Source organism: Virgibacillus sp. NKC19-3 (assembly GCF_019837165.1).
Lineage (GTDB): Bacteria > Bacillota > Bacilli > Bacillales > Amphibacillaceae > Virgibacillus_L > Virgibacillus_L saliphilus.
Genome location: NZ_JAGYHC010000001.1, coordinates 611,336 through 635,634 on the forward strand (window position 1 = coordinate 611,336; position 24,299 = coordinate 635,634).

General features: G+C 40.6%; 18 protein-coding genes and 1 pseudogene. 16 read left to right on the plus strand and 3 right to left on the minus strand.

Going from position 1 to position 24,299, the window contains the following annotated elements; genetic code table 11:
• The first annotated feature begins 192 nt into the window (after nucleotides 1–192).
• The 6 genes from KFZ56_RS03120 (at nucleotide 193) to KFZ56_RS03145 (ending at nucleotide 9,441) form a co-directional block, all read left to right on the plus strand.
• Entirely contained in the window at nucleotides 193–1,545 is a 1,353-nt protein-coding gene (locus tag KFZ56_RS03120) for an MATE family efflux transporter (protein ID WP_222640195.1), read from the plus strand.
• A gap of 446 nt (nucleotides 1,546–1,991) precedes the next feature.
• Nucleotides 1,992–3,353, plus strand: coding sequence for a cytochrome ubiquinol oxidase subunit I (locus KFZ56_RS03125; protein WP_222640196.1), 1,362 nt, complete (start codon nucleotides 1,992–1,994; stop codon nucleotides 3,351–3,353).
• Nucleotides 3,350–4,363 carry a cytochrome d ubiquinol oxidase subunit II gene (locus tag KFZ56_RS03130; protein WP_222640197.1) on the plus strand — a complete coding sequence of 338 codons (1,014 nt, stop codon included), beginning with the start codon at nucleotides 3,350–3,352 and terminating at the stop codon, nucleotides 4,361–4,363. The genes KFZ56_RS03125 and KFZ56_RS03130 overlap by 4 nt, the downstream gene beginning before the upstream one ends.
• Before the next feature lie 45 nt (nucleotides 4,364–4,408).
• The gene (gene cydD, locus KFZ56_RS03135; RefSeq protein ID WP_222640198.1) at nucleotides 4,409–6,142 is read left to right on the plus strand and encodes a thiol reductant ABC exporter subunit CydD; all 1,734 of its coding nucleotides are present in this window, start codon (nucleotides 4,409–4,411) and stop codon (nucleotides 6,140–6,142) included.
• Entirely contained in the window at nucleotides 6,139–7,848 is a 1,710-nt protein-coding gene (gene cydC / locus KFZ56_RS03140) for a thiol reductant ABC exporter subunit CydC (RefSeq protein ID WP_222640200.1), read from the plus strand. The genes cydD and cydC overlap by 4 nt, the downstream gene beginning before the upstream one ends.
• Nucleotides 7,849–8,010: 162 nt before the next feature.
• Nucleotides 8,011–9,441, plus strand: coding sequence for a vWA domain-containing protein (locus tag KFZ56_RS03145; RefSeq protein ID WP_222640201.1), 1,431 nt, complete (start codon nucleotides 8,011–8,013; stop codon nucleotides 9,439–9,441).
• A gap of 76 nt (nucleotides 9,442–9,517) precedes the next feature.
• Here the strand turns inward: KFZ56_RS03145 and KFZ56_RS03150 are convergent, their stop codons facing one another.
• Nucleotides 9,518–10,684: a pyridoxal phosphate-dependent aminotransferase gene (locus KFZ56_RS03150; protein ID WP_222640202.1), complete on the minus strand. Its 1,167-nt coding sequence runs from the start codon at nucleotides 10,682–10,684 to the stop codon at nucleotides 9,518–9,520.
• Nucleotides 10,685–10,917: 233 nt separating this feature from the next.
• On the opposite strand from KFZ56_RS03150, the gene brnQ reads away from it, so the two are divergent.
• Both brnQ and KFZ56_RS03160 read left to right on the plus strand, forming a co-directional pair.
• Nucleotides 10,918–12,273: a branched-chain amino acid transport system II carrier protein gene (brnQ, locus tag KFZ56_RS03155; protein WP_222640203.1), complete on the plus strand. Its 1,356-nt coding sequence runs from the start codon at nucleotides 10,918–10,920 to the stop codon at nucleotides 12,271–12,273.
• A gap of 181 nt (nucleotides 12,274–12,454) precedes the next feature.
• The gene (locus KFZ56_RS03160) at nucleotides 12,455–13,126 is read left to right on the plus strand and encodes an RluA family pseudouridine synthase (RefSeq protein WP_222640204.1); all 672 of its coding nucleotides are present in this window, start codon (nucleotides 12,455–12,457) and stop codon (nucleotides 13,124–13,126) included.
• A 126-nt stretch (nucleotides 13,127–13,252) separates the two neighbouring features.
• Here the strand turns inward: KFZ56_RS03160 and ytvI are convergent, their stop codons facing one another.
• Complete coding sequence (gene ytvI, locus KFZ56_RS03165) at nucleotides 13,253–14,383, minus strand: sporulation integral membrane protein YtvI (RefSeq protein WP_222640205.1); 1,131 nt, start codon at nucleotides 14,381–14,383, stop codon at nucleotides 13,253–13,255.
• 230 nt (nucleotides 14,384–14,613) lie between these two features.
• On the opposite strand from ytvI, the gene KFZ56_RS03170 reads away from it, so the two are divergent.
• The 8 genes and pseudogenes from KFZ56_RS03170 to KFZ56_RS03205 all read left to right on the plus strand — a co-directional run bounded on the left by KFZ56_RS03170 (nucleotide 14,614) and on the right by KFZ56_RS03205 (nucleotide 22,956).
• On the plus strand, nucleotides 14,614–15,207 hold the full coding sequence (locus tag KFZ56_RS03170; protein ID WP_222640206.1) for a lysophospholipid acyltransferase family protein: 594 nt from the start codon (nucleotides 14,614–14,616) through the stop codon (nucleotides 15,205–15,207).
• A gap of 160 nt (nucleotides 15,208–15,367) precedes the next feature.
• A complete protein-coding gene (locus tag KFZ56_RS03175) occupies nucleotides 15,368–16,012 on the plus strand; it encodes a TetR/AcrR family transcriptional regulator (protein ID WP_309228243.1) in 645 nt (214 codons plus the stop codon).
• Entirely contained in the window at nucleotides 16,009–16,926 is a 918-nt protein-coding gene (locus KFZ56_RS03180) for an ABC transporter ATP-binding protein (RefSeq protein WP_222640207.1), read from the plus strand. The genes KFZ56_RS03175 and KFZ56_RS03180 overlap by 4 nt, the downstream gene beginning before the upstream one ends.
• Complete coding sequence (locus tag KFZ56_RS03185) at nucleotides 16,926–18,524, plus strand: ABC transporter permease (protein ID WP_222640209.1); 1,599 nt, start codon at nucleotides 16,926–16,928, stop codon at nucleotides 18,522–18,524. Before KFZ56_RS03180 ends, KFZ56_RS03185 begins: the two co-directional genes overlap by 1 nt.
• Before the next feature lie 268 nt (nucleotides 18,525–18,792).
• Complete coding sequence (locus KFZ56_RS03190) at nucleotides 18,793–19,794, plus strand: LacI family DNA-binding transcriptional regulator (RefSeq protein WP_222640210.1); 1,002 nt, start codon at nucleotides 18,793–18,795, stop codon at nucleotides 19,792–19,794.
• Between the two features lie 168 nt (nucleotides 19,795–19,962).
• A pseudogene (locus KFZ56_RS03195) lies at nucleotides 19,963–20,412 on the plus strand (pseudouridine-5'-phosphate glycosidase); the annotation flags it as partial.
• Between the two features lie 367 nt (nucleotides 20,413–20,779).
• Complete coding sequence (locus KFZ56_RS03200; protein ID WP_309228338.1) at nucleotides 20,780–21,133, plus strand: nucleoside deaminase; 354 nt, start codon at nucleotides 20,780–20,782, stop codon at nucleotides 21,131–21,133.
• Between the two features lie 83 nt (nucleotides 21,134–21,216).
• Nucleotides 21,217–22,956 (plus strand): ABC transporter ATP-binding protein, encoded by a 1,740-nt coding sequence (locus tag KFZ56_RS03205; protein ID WP_222640213.1) that lies wholly within the window; start codon nucleotides 21,217–21,219, stop codon nucleotides 22,954–22,956.
• Between the two features lie 323 nt (nucleotides 22,957–23,279).
• Here the strand turns inward: KFZ56_RS03205 and KFZ56_RS03210 are convergent, their stop codons facing one another.
• A complete protein-coding gene (locus KFZ56_RS03210; RefSeq protein WP_222640215.1) occupies nucleotides 23,280–24,266 on the minus strand; it encodes an acrylyl-CoA reductase family protein in 987 nt (328 codons plus the stop codon).
• Nucleotides 24,267–24,299: the final 33 nt, after the last annotated feature.

Genomic DNA, 24,299 nt, shown 5'->3' on the forward strand with positions numbered 1-24,299 from the left:
CCAAGGTAACAAGTTAATTGACGAAGCAATCTGTTCTATAAGATAATGTAAGACGGTTTTAGTCAGTATGTGGCTAAGCCGTCTTTTTTCTGTTTTTGATTGTCATTTGCTAAACTAAGGATACGAATGAATCAAGGGTACACGTATGACATAAGCGCATCGTAGCCCCAGTAAAGAATAGGAGGATCGACCATGACTTCCGAACAAAATCAACCAAATATGTTAGATACAGCGCCTGTGGGCAAGGTTTTTTTCAAATACTTGATACCTTCCTTAACTGGCATGATGTTGATGGCAGTGAATATTGTTGCAGATGGTGTTATGGTCGGAAATCGATTAGGCCCGGTTGCACTTGCTGGAGTGGGAATTGCCTCACCCGTATTCACTATTTTTGTAGCAATGTCGCTTTGGATCGGTATCGGTGGAGCTACGTTGTTTTCGCAAGAGATGGGTGCGAAGAAACCGAAACATGCGCAATTTATTTTCACTCATTCGATGGCGTTGATTGCTATATTTACCATTATCATTGGATTAACATCCTTTATTTTCCAGGAGCAACTAGCTTATATGCTGGGTGCTAATGAGGATACGTTCCCCTACACCATTGGTTATTTACATGTTATGTTGCTATTTGGCTTTGTGTTTACCATAGAGAATGCCTTGAGCACCTTTGTGCGAAATGACCAAAATCCAAATTTGGCAATGATTGCCTTAATTATTACTTCCTTATCTAATATTGGGATCAATTATGTCTTTTTATATGTATTGGATTTAGGGGTAGCCGCGGTAGCTGCGGGGACTATCATGGCATCGTTTTTGGGTGTTCTTGTGTTAGCAATGCACTTTTTTAGAAAGAGAAATAATTTGCGCTTTGTTTCTATTAAGTTTCATCGGTCTTTGTTTCGAAATACAATGACCGTTGGTTTTCCCAGTTTTTTATCGGAAGTCGGAATTTCTGTTTTCACCGTTGCCTTTAACGTCACATTGGCTCGAATTGCTGGAACCTCTGGTGTTGCTGCGTTCTCTGTCCTGAATTATGTGCATGGGGTCATGCTGATGATGTTTCTTGGAATGGCTTCGGCTGTTCAACCGCTGGTCAGTTATTACCATGGAGCTAAAATGATGGAAAGAACGAGGCAGACCATGAAGATAGCACTGGGTGTGGCTGTAATGGTAGGAATTCTTGCATTTGCGATTGGCCAGCTGGCGACGAGAGAAATCGTGTTGATCTTCGGTCAGTTTCCAGATGAAGTCATGGAAATTGCTATGACTGGAATTCGCTTATTTTTTATTGCCTATCTGTTTATGGGAATCAATTTTGTCATGATGACTTACTTTCAATCTGTTGCACAAATACGCATGGCAACTTGGATCACGGCATCGAGAGAAATTATTTTTATGATGATCTTTATACTAGTGCTGCCTCTGTTTATGGGGATAAATGGTGTATGGCTTTCGGTCCCATTGGCAGAATTGGTGGTTTTGGCTACAATCGTTGTTTATGTGAAGCGGCACAGGGAATTTAGGAGGGCACTTTCAGGTTGAGCAGGGGCAGTCATGAGGGTTTCATGGCTGCTTCTTCAACTCAAATGCTTTTGCTAGCAACGCAATCCCCCTCTCATTCGGTGTGCATTGCCGATACGTTCGGTATGATAGTGACCTCGTCCGCTTGATAAAGCGCTAGCTACTCGCTAGTTGAGATACCTCCTGCTTATAACAACAACGATGTAACGCGTATGATAAAAGGACAAATGGTTTAAAATATAAATCATTGGCTCGTTTCAATCCGCAGATTTGAATGTCATGTAATTGTCATTTCTAATGTATTTATATCATGTCAAAATGGCTTTATACTAGTCGTATAGTAAAATTAGATAGCCATTGTCTTTGCTTGAACGAATAACGATGCGCAGTCATTTCGCATTTAAGCATAACTACACTTGTTCAATACTGAACACCATATTAATGTTTTACAAGGAGGTTTTACCACGATGGAATTGGATACAGTCTTGATGAGTAGACTGCTTACGACGATAACGCTTGGCTTTCATATCATATTTGCAACAATTGGTGTTGGAGTTCCCTTGATGATTTCCATAGCTGAGCTTATTGGTATTAAAAGTAAAGATTCGCATTATACCATGTTAGCAAGACGCTGGTCACGCGGATTTGTTATTACCGTTGCTGTTGGGGTCGTAACCGGTACTGCCATTGGCCTGCAATTATCTTTAGTATGGCCTAACTTTATGCAGGTTGCGGGTAATGTTATTGCGCTTCCTCTATTCATGGAAGTCTTTGCGTTTTTCTTTGAAGCGATTTTCATAGGTATTTATTTATACACATGGGATCGTTTTAAAAAGCCAATCACACATTGGCTGCTATCTATCCCGATTTTCATTGGTGGGGGAATGTCAGCAGTATTTATCACAACGGTTAATTCTTTTATGAATACGCCCGAAGGCTTCGAAATGGAGAATGGGGTTTTCGCAGCTGTTAATCCAATTGAAGCGATGCTCAATCCCGCTTCTCCATCCAAGATATTTCATGTGCTAAGTTCGGCATATGTAACATGTGCAGTGCTTCTTGCTGCTATTGCCGCTTTTATGTTGTTGAGAAAAAGGCTTTCTGCAAGGGCATCCGCTTATCATAAAAAAGCATTAAAATTCACATTAATAACCGCGTTTGTATTTGCGGCTATTAACTTTTTGGCGGGGGATGTTTCGGCGAAGTTTCTGGCTGATGAGCAACCGGAAAAACTTGCTGCAGCAGAATGGCATTTTGAGACAGAAGAAGGTGCGGATCTAATATTATTTGGCTGGCTGAATGAAGATAATGAACCAACAGGTGTGATTCGCATCCCTAATTTATTGAGCTTTTTGGCGCATGGTGACTTTAATAGTGAAGTAGCTGGATTAGAAGAGACACCTGGAGACGAGCAACCACCGCTTTGGATTCATTATATGTTTGACCTCATGGTAGTAATCGGAGGGTATCTCCTGGGTATATCCTTGCTTTATCTTATTGTAAGTAAGGTGAAAAAGTGGAATGAACATCATAAATGGATGCTACGTGCCATCGTTTTAAGCGGGCCTTTAGCATTTTTGGCGATTGAGTTTGGCTGGATTTATGCAGAAGAAGGTCGGCAGCCATGGATTCTACGTGGTTATATGACGGTGAGTGAGGCAGCAACCACGTCCTCTCATATTGGTCTGATGTTTTTATTGTTCTTAGGCCTCTACATCGTATTAGGGACGTTGTGTGTGATAGTATTACGTAAGCTGTTTCGTCATAACCCTGTCGAGGAAGAATTGGAAAAACACTACCCAACCATAGAAAAGGGTGATGAGTCATGAGTTATGAAATCATTGGTCTAACCGTGTTATGGATCTTTCTATACGGTTATCTGATCGTAGCGTCCGTTGACTTTGGCGCAGGATTCTTTGCTTATTATGCAAAAATCACAAAGAAAGATCACATCATTAATCAGTTGATATCCAGATATTTATCGCCTGTGTGGGAAGTGACCAACGTGTTTTTCGTGTTCTTCTTTGTTGGAGTTGTAGGCTTTTTCCCGGATACAGCTTATTATTATGGTAGTGCATTGTTGGTTCCTGCTAGTATTGCCATTATATTGCTGGCGATACGGGGATCGTTCTATGCGTTTGAAAATTACGGATCTAAACAAAGTAATATCTACATGTTCTTATATGGAGCAACCGGGTTATTCATTCCTGCATCTTTATCCGTCGCTTTAGCCATATCCGAAGGTGGGTTTATTGTTGAGGATGGTGGTGCGGTTTCTCTACAGTATTTGGAATTATTTACGAGTCCACTGGCATGGAGTATCGTCGGTTTAGCAATTGTATCTGTACTATTTATCAGTAGTACATTTCTGACATTCTATGCTTCCTATGCCAATGACAAGCCCGCATTGAAGCTTGTTCGAAATTATGCACTGTTCTGGAGTACACCAACGATTATTGCTGGTTTGACAACTTTTATTTTCTTAAGTCAGCATAATGAAAGGCATTTTCAAAACATGATGGATCTTTGGTGGATGTTAGGCTTATCTGTAGGATTTTTCATGATAGCCATGTGGTTGCTTTATCAAGGGAAACGGTATGGATTGGCCTTTATTAGTGTGATGTTGCAATTCTTCTTTGCTTTTTTTGCCTATGGAATAGGTCATTATCCGTATATACTGGATCCGTTTATCACTGTTAGCGATGGTGCAACACATCCATCCATGGGAATAGCCTTAATTGTAGCCTTTATTGGCGGGTTGCTTTTATTAATACCTGCTTTGATATTATTGATGCGATTATTTTTATTTGATGCGGATTATGTGAAAGGGAAAAAATAGGAACATATAAGTTAGACAAATCTTGACTTGGGGGATTTGCATATCATGTACAATTTAAAAGAAATAGCATTTACGCAGAAAAAAAGCATGTTATTTCTGTTTATGTCAACAGTGGTTACAGGTGCAGCGGTCATCGCTCAAGCTTATCTCATCGTTAGGATTGTTGATCGTGTCTTTTTGCAAGGAGCATCTTTTCAAGAAATCCTCCCATCCTTGGGGGGATTATTGCTCGTTCTTTTAGCGAGAACAGCTTTTAGTTATATGAATGGTCGTAAGGGGATCCAGATGGCAGCGAAAGTGAAGGCTGATTTCCGCAGACGCATCTTAGCTAAACATTCCAGAAATCCGATGCAAGCTTCATTACGTGGGCAGTCAGGTCAGAAGGTAAGTATCATGATGGATGCTGTCGACGAAATGGATAGTTATTTCAGTCAGTATATTCCTCAAATGATTCAAACATCCTTCATCCCACTATTGGTTCTCGTTGTTGTGTTCACGCAACATGTGAATACAGGACTGATTATGATTGTCACTGCACCATTCATTCCTATTTTCATGGTCATCATTGGCATGAAAACCAAACAGAAATCGGAAGAACAACTGGAAGAGCTTGGGGCCTTTTCTGGACGTTTTCTTGAAACATTGCAGGGACTTACTACGCTTAAATTATTCGGACGCGCGAAACAACAGAGGGAAGCGATCGAAAAGAGTAGTCTAGGATTTAGAGATGCAACAATGGAGATATTAAAAGTTGCTTTTACTTCCTCCTTTATGCTTGAACTGATTTCAATGCTTAGTATTGGGCTTGTGGCACTGGAACTTTCGATTCAACTTATCGTTTATGAAAGCATTTCCTTCTTCACTGCTTTCTTTGTGCTCATACTGGTGCCTGAATTTTATACGTCATTGAAAGAACTTGGCAGCACTTTCCATAATGGAAGAAGTAGTATGGGGGCAGCTGAAAAGATAGCAGATGAATTAGAGGAAGCAGAGCAAGCAGTAGGTTGGGGGAGCGAAAACGTAAATAAAGAAGCAACGCCGCCGAGCATTGATTTACGTGAAGCAGGCTATAGTTATGGAGAGGATCAGTTTTCTTTGCAACCTATACACGCGCGGATTCAGCCCTATGAGGCCATTGCCATTGTAGGAAGAACCGGGTCCGGGAAGACAACTTTGCTGCATATGATTGCAGGCCTAATTGGCCCCTCAACAGGCGATATCGTCATTAACGGTAGATCGCGATCGGAATATAAAGAAGAAGACTGGTTTGATCAATTGAGCTATATCTCGCAGCATCCGTATATTTTCTCCGGAACCATTGCGGAAAATATCGCAATCGGAGGACATGCAGACGTGTCAAAAAGCGATATCGAGCAAGCTGCGGAGCAGGCAGGAATTGCAGATATGATTCATTCCTTGGAAGATGGTTATGATACCCCAGTCGGTGAGGGCGGGAGAGGTCTTTCAGGTGGAGAGCAGCAACGACTTGCCATTGCAAGAGCGTTCTTGAAACATCCATCATTGATTCTTTTTGATGAGCCGACTACGGGACTCGATCTGCAAACAGAGCGTATCCTGCAAACATCGATCAATCAATTGTCTAAGAATGCTACGGTAATTACTGTGGCGCACCGCCTTCATACGATTAAAAACGCGGATCAAATTCTATTCCTGGAAAATGGCGAGCTGATTGCAGTAGGAACACATGAGGCGCTTATGGATTCGGTAGCTGAATATCGGGCTATGGTAACTGTCCAACAGGGAGGGAAGGCAGAATGAGAGATTTAGTGATAGTTATCAAGTTAATGATGGTAGAGAAGAAGGACATTCTTAATTCGATTATCTTTGGTTTTATTGCCGGTATTGCTGCTGTTGGACTATTTTCGGCAAGTGGCTACTTAATTTCAAAAGCTGCCTTTGCCCCGCCTTTATATACGCTAATCATTCTAACATCATCTGTAAAGTTGCTTGGGTTACTAAAAGCAATAGCAAGATATGCAGAAAGGTATTTTTCCCATCGAGCGACATTTACCATTTTAAGTAATCTGCGTGTTTCCTTCTTCGAAAAGGTAGAACCATTAGCCCCTGGCATTTTTCAAAAATATCGAAGTGGGGATCTGCTTTCCAGAATTGTTGGGGATGTAGAAAGTTTGCAGAACTTCTTTTTGCGTGTGTTTTATCCACCAATTGTTCTAGTTATGGTGTTCTTGAGTACCATTTTATTCACGGCTTTCTTTTCGCTTTCTATAGCAGTTGTATTGTTCATTGGTCTCATACTTACAGCTTTTGTCGTTCCGGCATTGTTCGCTATGAGACAAGCAAAAATAGACAGTGATGTCCGTGAAGGAAGGGGCGCGCTTTCTACAGAAGTTACCGAATTTCTTCATGGATTCCGTGATTTAAAAATATACCAGAAGCTTGATGGAAAGGAGCAACAACTACTGGAATCATCTAATGCCTATATTAAGGAGCAGGAAAAAGAAAGCATCAATACGTTGTATAACCAGTCCGTGAATTCTTTTGTAACGCTTTTTGTATCCTGGTTTGTATTGGCGCTTGGTGTCTATTTGATCGTAGATGGCCAATTGGAAGGAATCTTTCTGGCGATGTTTTTAATGATTTCTCTAACGGTTTTTGAAGATGCTGCTCCGATGGCGGTTTTCCCTATCCATATGCAGGACAGTAGTCGAGCGGCCACACGTCTTTTCTCTGTAGTTCGGGCAGAGAGTGAAGAGGAAGGTGATTTGGGGAAGCTTCCATCTAATGTTGTGCCAGCTGTCGAGATGAAAAATGTTACGTTCACTTTTCCAAATGAATGGCGAACAGCGGTGGAAAATGTTGATTTGAAGCTTCCTGCCGGCTCGAAAACGGCAATTGTCGGGCCAAGTGGATCGGGGAAGTCAACGTTATTGCAACTCTTATTGAAAATTAGTCACGTCGATCAAGGTGACATCTGTTTCAATGGGCTCTCACTCGATAACTTAAACGCGGAGAGCATTTGGAAAGAAGCAAATGTCGTTCTGCAGGAAAATCACTTTTTCTATGGAACAGTAAGGAGTAATTTGCTTCTGTCTGGTGATGGGCTGACCGATGAGAAGCTGGAAACAGCATTAGCTAACGTGCAGCTGGAGCATTTTGATCTAGCAGACCCCATCTTTGAAAGAGGGGAGAATCTATCCGGTGGGGAAAAGCAACGACTTGCAATTGCCCGGGCAATGCTTAAAGGAGGACATCTCTGGTTATTGGATGAGCCAACATCTTCTGTAGATGCACTAACCGAGCACGCTATTTATGGACATCTTTTGGAACAGGCGACAGATGACACGCTCGTGTTAGTCAGTCACCGTTTAACCGGGTTGGAAACAATGGATCAGATTATTGTGATGGATCAAGGTGCCATTATGGAAACTGGTACGTTTGCAGAATTGATGCAGGCGAAAGGTTATTTTTATGAAATGAAGGAGATTGAGCGTAGTTTATTGTAGTACGAGGATAATTTTTTAAGGTTGTGGATCACTTGAAAATGTCATGGAATAGCTTTTTAGCTATTCCTGATTTTATTTGGTATTTTAATTGTTACAGATATTGAAACTTGACCTCATTTTCTCTATGATTAATAGAGACTATATGAAGATGGGGGAAGGGGAATGTTTAAGAGGGGATTATGTATTTGTTTCGTCATGGTGGCATTATTTTTGGTTGGTTGTAATGATGAACAAGACGTTTCGTCCAGTGATGAGCCAAACAAGGATGATGAACAGGAAGAATCAGTTTCGGAAGTTGAAGCGGAAGAATCCACTTTAGAAAGATTTGAGGACATAGGGGAAATTGAATCCAGAGAAGATATGAAAGCACAGGAAGAGGGAACATTAGTAGCGGATATGACACTGGAGGAAGAGCTGGAAGATGATTCATCGGATAAAGAGCTGGATCCGTCCATTGTTCAAGCATTAGAAGAAGAATTGGAACATATCACATCCCAGACGCAAGACCCGGAGGAAATTAATAAAGCGCTCGTTCATTTGCTTGGCACCCCGCATTACAATGAAGTGATTGAAAAAGCGGAGGAATTTGAGCCTGATTTTGAAGAGCCTTTTCTACCTGACCCGGGCAAATCTGAAAAAGAACTTGAAAATGAACCGGCTAAAGGGAAAGCAATTATTTTGCTTGATGCAAGTTCGAGTATGTTGTTACGTGTTGACAACGAAGTGAAAATGGATATAGCGAAGGATGCTGTAGAGCGCTTTGGGGAAACGATTGGACAGGATAATGATGTTTCGTTAGTTGTATATGGACATAAGGGTTCTGAATCAGAAGCGGATAAGGAATTATCGTGTAATGGAATTGAAGAGATTTATCCGATGGACGCTTACGATGAATCCGAATTTACAGATGCATTATCCAGTTTTGAGAGTAAAGGGTACACTCCGTTGGCAGGAGCCATCCAAAAGGCGGCAGATATGAGTAGTGATTACGAAGAGCCAACTACTGTATATATTGTTAGCGACGGCGTGGAAACGTGTGACGGGGATCCTGTTGAAGAAGCGGCTAACTTTGTAAAGGATAGTGAAGATACGTCTGTCAATATCATCGGTTTTAATGTGGATGAGGATGCTCAAGAACAGCTTAAGGAAGTTTCAGACGCCGGTGCAGGTGAATATTTTTCAGCAGATAATGCAGATGAATTGAAAACAACGATTGAACAAAAGTGGCTCCCTTCCAGAATTGATCTAGCATGGGCTTTCACAAAGGCCCCTGATGGATGGGAAACCCTTGCTGAAAAGGAACGTTTTGATGAGGGTCTAAACCCAATAAAGGACGTTATTGACAGTGAGGCATCCAGATATTCACAAGCCCTTCAGATTCTAAACGATGAGCAGTTGGTCGATTCTGAAGTAAGCGAAGAAGTTCGAGAACTTAGGGAAGAAAGACATCGTAAAATGTATGATGTCATAAGTGCGTTCAGCTCTGAAAAGAAAGATGAAATCGATGCACGTGCAGATGACATACATCAAGAAGTAGATGAATGGACCGAAGAGATGAGGAAGCAAAAGGAAGAAAACGACGATTTGTTTTAAGGGAAAAATGTATGTGAGTTGTGCTTCCTACCATCTATGGGACGAGGATCCTGTCCCCTCGTCCCATAGATTTTTTTCAAGAAAATATACCGAGCGCCTCTATCCGTCTTATCGCCTCTCTTAAACGTTCTTCTTCAACTAACAGCCCAACGCGTATATAGCCTTCGCCATGTTTTCCGAAGCCTTTACCTGCTGCCACGGCTATATTTGCCTTCTCAAATAGTAGGTCAGCAAATCCTTCACTGCTGTAGCCTTTAGGAACTGGCAGCCATGCGAAAAACGACCCGGTTGGAGCTTTGATATTCCAACCAATGCGCTCGCATTCGGTAATGAGTGTGTTTCGGCGAGACTCGTAACGCGCAACTTGTTCATCTACACAGTCCTGGCTACTTGTCAGCGCGGTGACTGCAGCTTCTTGCACCGCAGGGAATAAACTGACAAATAAGTGATCCTGCAAGAGATTGATCGCTTCAATCATTTTTGCATTTCCGACGGCAAATCCAACGCGCCAGCCTGCCATATTGTATGTTTTCGACAATGTATACAACTCGATACCAACTTCTTTAGCCCCGTCCGCTTGCAGAAAGCTTACTGGTTTTCTATCATCAAAACCAATTGCCCCATAGGCAAAGTCATGAATTACTCCAATGTCTGACGCATTGGCAAGCTTCACTGTATCGTTGAAAAACTCAATGGAAGCAGTTGCTCCCGTCGGGTTATTGGGATAATTTAAATACATCAATTTTGCTTGGTCTTTTTGTTCATTAGTGAGTAAGCGATAATCAGGTAAAAATAGATTTTCTTCCAATAAAGACATGGTTTCATAGGTCACATCAGCAAGACTCACACCGGATAAATAATCCGGATATCCAGGATCCGGAAGCAACATGACTTCTCCTTCATTCATTAATGCAAGGGGAAGCTCAACCAACCCTATTTTTGCTCCAGATAAAATGGCTATTTCTGTGTGCGGATCAATGTCGACGTCGTATTCCCGCTTATAAAAATCAGCCGCGGCCTGTTTTAATTCAGGAGTTCCTCTGAAAGGAGAGTATTTATGTGTCCTTGGATCCTCGACAGCTTGTTGTAATGCTTTTACAATATGGGGCGGTGTAGGCTGATCCGGATTTCCCTGTCCTAAATTGATAATATCTCGCCCTTGCCGAATGGCATCTGCCACTTTCTGGGTAAGTGCAGCAAAGAACTGGTCGGGTAAATTTTTTAAACGATTTGAAAAATCCATGGTAGCAACCCCTTTTCTATATACTTTTATGCTTTTAATGAAGTATAAAGTTTTCGTCGGAGAACTGCAATGGTATTTCGTGAAAAACATTATTAGTTAAAATCATCAAACAATTTACGCGTAATTTATTGCATTTCGTGAACGATAATAGTATGATAGTTTTTATCGATATATTGCATATAGTTCTAAAGTATTACTTTTTTGACATATTACGCATCGTAGGGGGAGCATCTATGAAAGACAAAATCTCATTTTCGTCTACTGCAGCAATTGGAGTCATGCTGTTTGCACTATTTTTTGGAGCTGGAAATCTGATTTTTCCGGCAGAACTTGGTCAAAATGCCGGGATGAATCTTTGGCCGGCTGTTATTGGATTTTTGATTACTGGCGTTGGATTGCCTTTAGTAGGGGTTTTAGCGATCAGTTATTCCGGGAGTAATGATTTGCAGGAACTTTCAAGCAGGGTTCACCCTATTTATGGTATACTGTTCACTTCACTTCTTTATCTGACGATTGGTCCCTTTTTTGCAGCGCCACGTACAGGTACGGTTGCGTATGAAGTTGGTATTATGCCGTTTATAAGTGAAGAAAATTCGCAGATGGTATTGTTTATTTTTACATTCCTGTTTTTCGCTGCCACACTTTTATTTTCCCTAAAGCCCGCAAAGATCGTGGATAATGTAGGAAAAATATTAGCACCCGGGATTGTAGTTCTTCTTGGTATCTTATTAATTATGGTGGTTACTCAGCCAATGGGAGCTATTGAATCGCCGCAGGAAGGTTATCGTAGTGGGGCATTTATCCAAGGATTCTTAGAGGGTTATAATACAATGGATGCAATAGCTTCACTCGTATTCGGCATTATCGTTATTCATGCGATTCGTGCCATGGGTGTGACTTCGAAAAATGGAATACTCAGGATAACTGCTAAAGCGGGTGGTATTGCAACTGTATTACTTGCAGTCATCTATATAGGTATTGCGTATTTGGGAGCAACGAGTACGTCAACTTTTGGAATATTTGAAACTGGTGGACCGGTTCTAAGCAGTGCTGCATCCTATTATTTTGGAGCATTGGGATCGATATTGTTAGCCATTGTTATTATCCTGGCTTGTTTAACAACGAGTATTGGGTTGGTAACAGCCAATGCTGAATTCTTTCATAAACTGATTCCGAAAATCAGCTACAAGGCATTTGTTATATTTTTTGCAACGATAACATTTATTATTGCGAATTTCGGGCTGGAGAATATCATTACTTATTCGCTTCCAGTTTTAATGTTTGTGTATCCACTAGCCATTGTATTAATGCTTTTGGCATTCCTATCACGACTGTTTAATCATGCGCGGATGGTGTATGTTTCAGCAATTACGGTGACATTTTTGATTAGTATCTTTGATGGGTTGAAAGCTTTATGCGAGTCACTGGGAATCGATTATTTCACGTGGATGCAACCGGTTATCTCCTTCTATGAACAGATACTTCCTTTATACAATGAGGGACTTGGGTGGGTGTTACCTGCCGTTATCGTTATTGTAATAACGGGTGTCATTGCTCGTGTGCAACATTTATCCACAGCTCGCGCATAAAACAAAGCCGGTTTCCTTTTTTGAAAAGGAGCCGGTTTTTTATAATGGATGTTTCGTTCATGTTGGTATACGCGATATTGCGTGAAATATTTGCTTCATTTGGAAAACAACGTACAATAATAAGAGACGGGAACTGACGCTGAGTGCGTCGTAATTATTTAATAAGGGAGTATTGGTACACGTGGACATTCCTATTCTATATGAAGATAACCATTTGCTTGTTGTGGAAAAGCCGGTAAATATTCCTGTACAAGCAGATAACACAAGGGATAAGGATTTACTTACCTATTTGAAGCAAGACATCAAAATTCGCTACCAGAAACCGGGAAATGTTTTCCTTGGACTCCTGCATAGGTTGGATCGTCCTGTCGGAGGTGTGATTGTCTTTGCAAAGACTTCTAAGGCTGCATCTCGCTTATCTGATGTGATTCGCAGACAAGCGATGGAAAGAAGTTATTTAGCGGTTGTACGTGGTGTTCCTGTTCAAAAACAAGGCAATCTAGAACATTACCTGAGCAAAAATCACCAGGAAAACAAGGTGTATGTTGTTTCGGCGCATCATAAAAAAGCAAAAAAAGCTCTGCTTGGATACAAGCTAATCGCGCAAACGGAACAATTAAGTTTATTATCCGTTCGACTTCAAACAGGACGACCTCATCAAATACGGGTTCAATTAGCGGAAATGGGAACGCCAATCTATGGGGATCAGAAATATGGAAGCAATATAAACAAGCCCGGACAGCAAATTGCCTTATGGGCTCATTCTTTATCTGTTGAACATCCAACGAAGAAGGAAATAGTAACAGTAGATTCGCTTCCACCAGCGGAATATCCATGGAATCTTTTTTATTAAAGACAGGGCTGGGACAAAAGTGTTTAATTAAAAAACGAACATTCCGATGTTAAAGCGCAAACGGGCACTGCCTAAAACAATCATGCTCAAGTATTAGTTTAAATTAAAGTACAGGGACAGGCCAATTCACCCGTCCTTCTGTTCCGTGGAATCTCCTTTAATGAAGCGCCATAGTCCGTTAAATACGTTGGCGTCATATAAGGTAATAAAGAGAACAAGTATAATTGGACCTATTACAAGGCCAATGACACCAAAAAGTTGTAAACCGGCAAATAGAGAAACTAGAATGGCCAGTGGGTTTAGCTTCATGCTGGATGATAATACTTTCGGTTCGGCAATCTGGCGAACAGTCACTGTGGAAGCATAAAGAATAAGCAGTCCAAACCCCAAAAAGATATCCTCTGTGAAGAAACTATAGATACTCCAGGGGATCAAAATGAGCCCTGGGCCAAAATAGGGGATTAAATCAATAATCCCTAGAATAACAGCAATGGTGAATACTTGGTCTACACGCAATATAAATAACCCAATTAAGCTGACGATGGCAGTAAGTACCATCAGAATGATTTGTGATTTCAGGAAACCAAATACTTTAATTTTCAAGTCAAGATATACATACATGATTGTTTCTCTGAAGCGCCATGGAAGTTTATTTTTGTACATGGCTGCATAGGTTTTTGAGTCCTTACTAATAAAATAAACAGCCAAAAGTACAAAGATAATAACGGTAAACGTAATGGGAAGCGCACCGACAAAAGTGGATATCCCATTGGCGATTCCTTCACCCAAATTTGCAAGTGAACCAGCTATGTTGCTTCCAATAAGTTGGATCCCTTCCTGTAATGCTTGTCGTTGGGATGGCTCAATATTATCGAGTAGGCCGATACCTTGATCCCACAACGGTAATACATATAGATTGAAATAATTTTGTATATTCGTAGATATTTGTTCAATTTGTGAAGGAATATAATCTGATAAATACAGAATTCCATCAATTGTCTTTTTAACTAAGATTGTCACTAATCCACCAACAATTCCGATGAGGAGAAGAATGCTTGTTAATACAGCAATCGGCCGTGGGAAGCGTGCATGCTTTTCCAACAAGCGAATCATTGGGTGAATAAGAAATGCAAACATAGCTGCAATGAGGAAAGGATAGGTAAGCCTTAAAAAATGATAAAACAGAAACAATCCAATGACAGTAAGCAATAGTATAAGCAATAGACGAAAGATCATTTGGATAATTGGATGTTTCACGTTAAGGCACTCCTTTCATGTAATGGGTGGAAGATAAGAAAAATGAACAGTCTGAAATCTAACCAAAGCGTATTAGGTTTCTTAATTTATTTTATCATGTGGAGGTGTAAATATACACTTCGAACGCTCTTGGTTGATTTTTTAGTTGATTTTAGTACCAGGTCATAATACTTTGTGGTAAAATAAATGTGCGAATCAACGTATTACGTTACATAAAGGAGATGAATCAAATGTATACTTTTGCCGCTAATCTATTAAAGATTATATTAGGATTATTCGGTAGACTAAATGTCTATCAAAAGGAAAATATCCCACAATCAGGTGGATTTGTGATCGCGTGTACCCATACAGGTTGGGTGGATATATTATGGCTTGGGGTTTCAGTCCTGCCTATCAAAATACATTACATGGCCAAAAAAGAACTATTTCAGACACGTTTTCTCAAATGGCTGATGCAAACGTTACATGCATTTCCTGTCGATCGTGAGAATCCGGGTCCAAGTACGATTAAAACGCCGCGACGACTATTGGCGGAAAATAAAGTAGTAGGTATTTTCCCAAGTGGTACCAGGACTAGTGAAGAGACGCCATTAAAGCGTGGGGCTGTTACCATTGCCGGGCATTCCAATGTTCCCATCGTTCCTGTGGCTTATGACGGGCCAAACAATTTTAAAGATTTACTCAAGCGAATGAAGCCGCAAATAATCTATGGTGCTCCCATTTATTTACCGAGCCATTTATCAAGAAAAGAAGGAATAGAAATAATGATGGAAGAGCTTAATAGCGAACTGAAAAATCTACAGGAAGAATTACATAATAAATAGTTACACGTAGTAAAAGGAGCTTGTTCTTCACTGCATTCAATCGGCAGGGTGAGGAACAGGCTCCCTTTTTTGACCACTTCGGTCTAAAATGGTACACTTGAATCGACCGATCTGGTCTATTGTGATCACACTATGCATATAAACTTATAAAGAGGAGTGAGTGGCTATTACAAAAACATTTAATAACCTCGACGAAACGAAAAAGCAGCGTATTTTAAATGCAGCACTTAAGGAATTTGCCGAAAATGGTTACGAACAGGCTTCAACGAATCGTATTGTAAAAATTGCCGGAATAGGAAAGGGGATGCTTTTTTACTATTTTAAAAATAAAAAAGAGCTTTTTCTTTATCTCATTGATTACGCTATTAACATCATGATTAATGACTATTTCAGTCTTATTGATACAAAGGAATCTGACTTTGTTGAGCGTATGAAACAAATTGCTCAAGTTAAATCAAACTATTACTATCATCATCCGGACGTCAGTAATTTTATAGGGAATATTTACTTGGATGACCAAGCGGATCTACCAGAAGATCTGCAAAAGAGATTACATGACTTACAAATTAGAGGGTATTCCCTTTTATATGACAATGTGGATACGAGTTTATTCCGGGATGATGTTGATGTAGAAAAGATATATAAGGTTATCCGTTGGTCGGTAGAGGGATATCAGAATGAGTTAATGGACTTCTTTAAAGGTCAGAATATATCATTTATCAACCTAGAACCATATTGGCAAGAATTCGATGAATATCTGGAAATGTTAAAAACCACGTTCTATAAAAAGGAGAATTCCAAATGAGTGTCCTGGAAATAAATGATCTAACGAAGAAATTCGGGAAATTCACAGCGTTGGATGGTGTGAATTTGCAAATGAACGAAGGGGAGATATATGGCTTCATTGGTCCGAATGGTGCTGGTAAATCCACGACTATCCGTATTCTTCTCGGCATTTTAAAAGCAACAAAAGGAGAAGCAAAGATTTTTGGCAAAGATGTATGGGCAGATGCGGTTGAGATTCATAAAAACATTGCTTATGTTCCAGGTGATGTAAATTTATGGCCCAATTTAACTGGTGGGGAAGTTATTGATTTATTTGTGAAACTACGTGGTGGTGAGAATAATAAAAACCGACGAGAGGAATTAATTGAGAAATTCAAATTAGACCCAACCAAAAAGTGTAGGACTTATTCCAAAGGAAACCGACAAAAGGTTGCTCTCATTGCGGCTTTTTCATCAGATGCTGGCCTTTATATTTTGGATGAACCAACTTCAGGCTTAGATCCACTGATGGAACAGGTCTTTCAGGACTGTGTGATGGAGGCGAAAAGAGCAGGGAGAAGTGTGCTGCTTTCCAGCCATATTTTATCGGAAGTAGAAAAACTATGTGATCGAGTTGCTATTATACGAGAGGGGAGCATTATTGAAACTGGCTCTTTAAACGAGTTACGTCACTTAACACGTACAAATCTGCTAGTGGAAACAAAGCAAGCTATGACGGATTTACATGATTTACAAGGTGTTCATGCGATTGAAGAACAGGAACAAGGACTGTCATTCCAGGTAGATACGGAGGAAATGGATGCGGTTATGAAGCATATCAGTCAATTTGGTATTGTGAAATTGGAAAGTGCACCACCGACATTGGAAGATCTCTTTATGCGTCATTATGAAGGCGGAAGTCGAGCAGAAACTAGAACAGGGGGCGCATCCTGATGGTTGATAATATGAAAAAAACCGGTGCCCTCTCCCAATTTATACGAAAACGAGATCGCATTCGTATCCCACTATGGTTAATTGGAATTTCTTTTTTTACATTGATGATTCCTATTGCTTTTGCAGATTTATATCCTTCTCAACAAGATAGAGAAGGTATGGCTGAAACCATGGAAAACCCGGCGATGACAGCAATGATTGGGAAAGGCGATCTAAGCAATTACACCATTGGTGCGATGACGGCACATCAAATGCTGCTTCTTACAGCGGTTGTGGTTGGGTTGATGAGTATTTTGCTTGTGACTCGACACACACGAGCAGATGAAGAAGACGGGCGCATTGAAATGGTTCGTTCTCTGCCAGTTGGACGCCTTTCTAATTTAAATGCAACCTTATTTGTTTTCGTGATAACCCATGTAATCTTAGCGTTCATCATTGGTTTTGGGTTATATACTTTAGGGATCGAAAGTATGGATCTGGAAGGATCTCTGCTATATGGTGCGACTTTAGGTGCCACCGGTATCTTCTTTGTCGGGGTAACTGCGCTATTAGCACAGCTTTCGGAGAGTTCCCGCGGTACGATTGGTTTATCTATAGCGATGCTTCTTGTTGCCTACCTTGTTCGTGCAATTGGGGACGTAGGTAATGAAACCCTGTCATGGATTTCCCCGTTAGGTTGGGTAACGCAGACAGAGGTCTACGGGACGAATAATTGGTGGCCGATTATATGGATGCTCGGCGTTTCTATTATTCTATTTATCCTTGCTAATTATTTGAATGCTATTCGTGATTTGGAAGCAGGATTTTTCCCGGCTAAACCAGGTAGAAAATATGCCACCTCATTTTTACAAACGCCAATAGGGTTAGCGCTAAAGCTTCAACGAACGGGCGTCATTGCTTGGGCGGTTGGTATGTTGGTGATGGGCATTGCTTATGGATCTGTGATGGGTGATTTGGAATCTTTCTTTGAAGGTAATGAGGTCATGGAACAAATGCTCATGGAAGAGGAAGGTTATACATTAACAGAGCAATTTATCCCCACGTTAATGATTGTCATGGCACTGCTTGCAACAGTTCCTCCCGTTATGGCAATGAATAAACTGCATGGGGAAGAGAAAAAGGATCGGATTGGCCATTTGCTTGGAAGAGCTGTTTCACGCACAAGGCTGATGGGAAGTTATATAGTCATTTCCGTTGTGAGTGGATTTGTGATGCTATCTCTTACTGTTATTGGTCTATGGGCTGCTGGATCTACTGTTATGGAGGATGGATTTGATTTTGGAACGATCTATGGAGCAGCTCTGGTGTATTATCCAGCCATGCTTGTGACGATTGGCTTAGCTGTATTGCTTATTGGTTTTCTTCCCAAGCTGACTAGTGTCATTTGGCTCTATGTATTTTACTCCTTCATCGTTCTTTATTTAGGGGGATTATTCCAATTCCCGGATTGGGTAGGGCAACTATCGCCATTTGGCTATATCCCACAACTCCCCGTTGATGATATGGAGTGGGCGCCAGTCGGGATTTTAACGGTGATTGCTGTTGTATTGATGGTTATTGGGTTAGTTGGATATAGGAAACGGGATGTGGAAGGGTGACTTCAGAAAATCAAATCATGTTATTCATGTGGATATGAACACATGCTCATTTGTTAGAAAGTTCGTAAAGGCACCTGTACGTGTAGGTGTCTTTTTTTTAAAAGTAAATGGTTAAAGTTGAGCTATCTTCATTTGATTATGCACGCCATCTATTTGAAAATTTATTTTAAAAAACAATTCCATCTTGTAAGTGTTTACAAATGTCGAAAAGTATCGTATACTAACTTTAATGCCAACGATGGCAAAAATAATGAAGGAGTAGCTAATAGTGCAAAAAGTTACAATAAAAGATGTTGCTGAGAAGAGTCAGACTTCCGTTCGTACCGTTTCACGAGTTATTAATGATCATCCCAATGTGAAAACTTCCACTCGTATACGGGTGCAAAAAGTTATTGAAGAACTCGATTTCAAAGTCAATTTTGTTGCTAGAAGTTTAAAGGAGCAAAAAACGAATCAAATTGTTATTTTCATTGATTGGCGTAATGGAGAATATTGGGGGGCTTTTCATAATGAAATTTTTCATGAAATTCATCGATTAGCCAAATATTATAACTACCGAATAGTCATTTCTGCTTCATCTCCGGATATCTTTGAAGAAGATGAAAATGATGGGTTTCACTTAGTTAAGCATAAACTGTGTGACGGTGCTATTATATTTGATCCAATCAATAATGATCAACGGGTTCAATATTTAAAAGAAAGTAATACGCCATTCGTTTTAATAGGAGATAGCCATCATGATGTTGATGTATCGTATGTAGGCGTTGATAATTTTTATTTAGGATACCTGGGAGCAAAATCAATATATGATCATGGTTATAGATCTACACAGCTTTTTTTAGGAAAGAAAGCGTCTATTATTAATCAGAAGCGCGCGCAAGGATATAGAAGTTTTTGTCAAGAGAAGGGTCTAATAGATAACGTTTATTTTGGGTTATCCAATTTAAAAGCGGTATACCAAAAAACGTTAGAAAGCATAGATTCTCAACAAACAGATTCATTTTTTGTCTCAGGTGATGAACGAGCAATAGCTGTATACAGGGCTATACAGGAAAGGGATATTAAAATAGGAAAAGAAGTGGGGGTTCTTGGTATTGACAATTTAGGTATGAGTGAGTACCTTTATCCAGACTTGACAACGCTTGCACAGCCAAAACAAGATATAGCAAAGTCAACAATAGACTTGTTGGTTGAACAAATAAACAAACATCAACATAAGACAAGCCAACGAATACTTTATCCTACGCTTGTTGAAAGACAATCCCTTTAACATGGAGTGGGTACGAATGTGTAAATGATGGGATGAGATATATTTCTACTTTTTATGTTCTGACACAGCACACAACTTAGGTAAATGCTTTTTGAAACTATATTTCTAGTTTATTAATCTGCTCCTTAAAAGTATCTTTACAACTTGAAAATAATTGGAGGAATGAAAATGAGTTATTTAAAAATAAGTAAAGAAGTTCAAAAGGCTTTTGATGAAGGAAAACCAGTTGTAGCTCTTGAGTCTACGATAATTTCACATGGTTTCCCTTATCCGCAGAATGTAGAATTAGCCACCGAAACCGAAAAAACAATACGTGAAGAAGGGGCTGTCCCTGCAACCATTGCGATACTGGACGGTTATATCCACATTGGACTGACAGAGGATGAAATAGAATTGCTTGGCAAATCCCCGAATGCATTTAAGACAAGTATTCATGATATTCCGAGCGTACTATCCAGTAATCAAATTGGGGCTACCACCGTAGCAGCAACAATGTATGCATCTGAGTTAGCTGGCATACGCTTTTTTGCTACTGGTGGTCTGGGCGGTGTTCATTATGGGGTGAATGAATCATACGATATTTCTGCTGATTTGCCAACGTTAGCAAAAACAAAAGTATATTATTATCTTTTACAAGAACTGCACCAAACGGCTGTCCGCCATCTTTTACATTTTCTACAGCTAGATTTACTGCTCGTTCCATGAATTTATCCATTTTTCAGCCTCCATTTTAGAAAAATTGGTTGTCTCCAATCCTTTAGACGACAACCTTCGTTGCAATATGCAATAAGGATAATTTTTAGACTTTCTTAGCTGCTCTTCCAAGCGCTTTCTCCAAGTTAGATACATGCTGCACAGTTTTCCTTTTAGCCATAAATGACCCCTCCCATAATGGAATTTGACGATCATATTATTATACAATTTTACTATAGAGTGAGCTATATGGGCAAACGAATGTGTTACGAAAGGGATCGTTACTAATACTATTACTGAAGGGGTCAATGAGCTACATGAAACATATGATGTTAGTGGACATGCAGAAATGCTGGCTATTCGACGCGCACAGAAAGAATTACAAACGAATGACTTATCGGCATATACTATGTACGCAAGCGGGGAGCCTTGCCCCATGTGTTTAGCAGCAATGTATCTCGCCGGAATTGAAAATGTTTTTTACTGTGCCTCCATGGAGGAAGCGGTTGAGGCTGGATTAGGGAAAGCAAAAACAATATACGAGGACATGCAAAAGCCAAAATCAGAACGAACTCTTTCCATGATACATATGCCACTGGATGACGGGGCAGAAAATCCAATGACGTTATGGAGAGAACGGAAGTAATGTCAGGGGTCTGTCTCTGAATACATTAACGTATTAGTATATGGGGGATAAACACCAAACAAGAAAATGTTAGGAGCCATACTATGAAAGAACAACAAAATGATCAAGGTCTAAAATCCTTTATTTCCCTCTTATTATCAACAAATATCCCAAAGTTGGCTCTGACATTAGGCTTAATTGGTAGTGTAATCACAACACTGGTAGGATTAACCATTCCATTGCTGACAAGAGAAATAGTAGATGGCTTTTCCCTGGAATCTATAAGCGCTACGATTATCATTGCTATCGGAGCGGCTTTTATTTTGCAGGCAGTGATTGATGGTTTTTCTACCTATCTATTAGCTTCGGTTGGGCAAAAAATTGTTGCACGACTAAGGGAAATGATGTGGCTAAAACTCATTCGTTTGCCCGTCAGTTACTTTGATAAACAGACAAGTGGTGAATCGGTGAGTCGTGTTGTTAATGATACGGGGATTGTGAAAGATCTGATTTCCACCCATTTTCCACAGTTTATTACAGGAGTCATTTCCATCATAGGGGCAGTGACGATTCTATTCCTGATGGATTGGAAAATGACATTAATAATGTTGATTGCTGTACCATTTACGATTGCGTTGATGATCCCGCTAGGAAGAAGGATGGCGAAAATCTCGCGAGGTATGCAGGATGAGACAGCAACGTTTACAGGAAATATTCAACAAACACTTGCTGAAATTCGTCTCATGAAGTCTTCAACTGCTGAGCCTGTTGAAGAGAAAAAAGGGACGGGGGACATAGGAAAACTGCTTACATTTGGATTAAAGGAAGCACGTATTCTAGCTCTAATTGGCCCCCTTATGTATCTGATTATTATGGTTGTTGTCGTGGTAATCATTGGATATGGAGGCATACGTGTTGCTGAGGGGTCGATGTCGACAGGCTCTCTTGTTGCATTTTTACTTTACCTTTTCCAGATCATTATGCCGATTACGACATTTGCGATGTTTTTTACCCAATTGCAAAAGGCTAAAGGTGCGACAGAGCGGATTATCAACATTATCGACTTGCCTAAGGAGGTAGGCCAATCCGGTGTAGAGAAGGATATTTCAAATGAAGCAATTTATGTATCACATGTTTCTTTTGCCTATAATGCGAATGAACCTGTACTAGAAAATGTGTCTTTCGAAGCACAACCTGGAGAAAAGGTTGCTTTTGCCGGACCAAGTGGTGGAGGTAAATCCACATTATTCAGTTTGATCGAGCGGTTTTATGAACCAACTGCAGGAGATATACGAATCGGGGATACGTCGATAACGGATTTATCGATGAAATCATGGCGTGATCAAATTGGGTATGTTTCTCAGGAAAGTGCGATGATGGCGGGAACCATCCGTGAAAACTTAATTTATGGATTAAGCGAGCCTGAACGTATACTAGATTCGCGACTATGGGAAGTTGCTGAAATGGCTTATGCGGATCAATTTATTAAGACATTCTCAGAAGGGTTGGATACGAAAGTGGGGGAGCGTGGTGTGAAGCTCTCCGGCGGACAGAGACAACGGATAAACATTGCACGTGCATTCCTGCGAGATCCTAAAATCCTCATGATGGATGAGGCAACCGCAAGCTTGGATAGTCAATCGGAAAAGGTTGTTCAGCAGGCATTGACGAGGTTGATGGAGGGGCGTACAACCTTTGTTATCGCACATCGATTATCAACCATTACAGATGCCGATCAGATCATCTTTATTGAAAAAGGGAGGGTAACAGGGAGAGGAACGCATCAGGAATTGACACAAACCCACGCCCTGTATCGTGAATTTGCCCAGCAGCAATTAACATGAGAAAAAAGGGTGGACTTGCGTACGCACGCAAGCCCCCCGCAGCGCTGAGCATGGTTTGTACGTTATAAACGTGTGCCCTAAACCTTTGTTTTGTTAGGTAAAAAAGTGGTCTAACTTCACTACATTCAGAGCATCATACTCCGGGAATCGTCACTCATTCGCGTGATGAGTACCCGTTCAGAGCATCAAGCTTCGATAATCGTTACTCATTCGCGTGATGAGTACCCGTTTAGAGCATCAAGCTTTGATAATCGTCACTCATTTGCGTGATGAGGCATTACTCAATAAGATTTGGAAAATCTGCACTGTGCTTTATAAAGGCATTATAATTTAACAAGTGTGCGTCCACGAACCTCCCCTTCTAAAATTTCCTTTAGCACGTTGGGGACGCTCTCCAAGGACACTTCATTGACAACGTCTCCTGAAAGAAATGTAGGTTTTAAATCATCTGCCAAACGTTTCCAAATTTTCGTGCGTAACTCCATCGGGCATTGAACGGAATCAATACCAAGCCAGTTCACGCCTCTGGAGATAAACGGTAGTACCGTCGTAGAAACTTTGGTTCCACCCACTAAACCACTCGTAGCAACGGATCCACCGTATTTCAAGCTGCTTAGTATATATTGAAGGGTTTGCCCGCCAACGGGGTCAATAGCAGCTGCCCATTTTTTCTTTCTTGTTGGTGTTCCGTCTGTATCGGTTACTTCCTCCCGATTTATAATTTCTTTCGCACCTAATTTTTTCAGATATTCTGCTTCACTGGATTTGCCCGTGCTCGCTGTAATGTCGTAGCCTTTTTTCGCTAGCATGTCTACAGCGAGACTGCCGACACCGCCTGTTGCTCCTGCGACAAGTACGGAGCCATTATTCGGAGTTAACCCATTGTCTTCGAGTCTTTGGATGGATAAACCAGCCGTTAATCCAGCTGTGCCAAGAATCATTGCTTCTTTGAGAGATAGGCCATCTGGCAGTGGTACAACCCATTCCTTGGGAACTCTGGCAACCTCGCTAAATCCGCCAGAATGTCCAGTACCAAGAGCGTAGCTTGTCACAATAACTTCATCGCCTTTTTTAAAACTTCCATCTGTAGCTTCGATAACGGTTCCGGCTAAATCAATGCCTGGAATGTGAGGGAGAGATTCAATCATCTGATTGTTAATCCCGACCATTGCATCTTTATAATTAATGCTGGAATAGGCAACCTGTATGATTACATCTCCTTCCGATACATCATCCAACGTTATATGTTTAACGTTTAAATGCGTTTGATCCTTTTCTTTATCTAATACAAGTGCTTGAAACGTATCCATGTATTGATCCCGTCCTTTCCTATTGGAATAGCT

Excerpts from the sequence above, each read along its gene's own strand:
- KFZ56_RS03120 (WP_222640195.1), top strand. The coding sequence starts at position 193 with ATGACTTCCGAACAAAATCAACCAAATATGTTAGATACAGCGCCTGTG.
- KFZ56_RS03125 (WP_222640196.1), top strand. The coding sequence starts at position 1,992 with ATGGAATTGGATACAGTCTTGATGAGTAGACTGCTTACGACGATAACG.
- KFZ56_RS03130 (WP_222640197.1), top strand. The coding sequence starts at position 3,350 with ATGAGTTATGAAATCATTGGTCTAACCGTGTTATGGATCTTTCTATAC.
- cydD (WP_222640198.1), top strand. The coding sequence starts at position 4,409 with ATGTACAATTTAAAAGAAATAGCATTTACGCAGAAAAAAAGCATGTTA.
- cydC (WP_222640200.1), top strand. The coding sequence starts at position 6,139 with ATGAGAGATTTAGTGATAGTTATCAAGTTAATGATGGTAGAGAAGAAG.
- KFZ56_RS03145 (WP_222640201.1), top strand. The coding sequence starts at position 8,011 with ATGTTTAAGAGGGGATTATGTATTTGTTTCGTCATGGTGGCATTATTT.
- KFZ56_RS03150 (WP_222640202.1), bottom strand. The coding sequence starts at position 10,684 with ATGGATTTTTCAAATCGTTTAAAAAATTTACCCGACCAGTTCTTTGCT.
- brnQ (WP_222640203.1), top strand. The coding sequence starts at position 10,918 with ATGAAAGACAAAATCTCATTTTCGTCTACTGCAGCAATTGGAGTCATG.
- KFZ56_RS03170 (WP_222640206.1), top strand. The coding sequence starts at position 14,614 with ATGTATACTTTTGCCGCTAATCTATTAAAGATTATATTAGGATTATTC.
- KFZ56_RS03180 (WP_222640207.1), top strand. The coding sequence starts at position 16,009 with ATGAGTGTCCTGGAAATAAATGATCTAACGAAGAAATTCGGGAAATTC.
- KFZ56_RS03185 (WP_222640209.1), top strand. The coding sequence starts at position 16,926 with ATGGTTGATAATATGAAAAAAACCGGTGCCCTCTCCCAATTTATACGA.
- KFZ56_RS03205 (WP_222640213.1), top strand. The coding sequence starts at position 21,217 with ATGAAAGAACAACAAAATGATCAAGGTCTAAAATCCTTTATTTCCCTC.
- KFZ56_RS03210 (WP_222640215.1), bottom strand. The coding sequence starts at position 24,266 with ATGGATACGTTTCAAGCACTTGTATTAGATAAAGAAAAGGATCAAACG.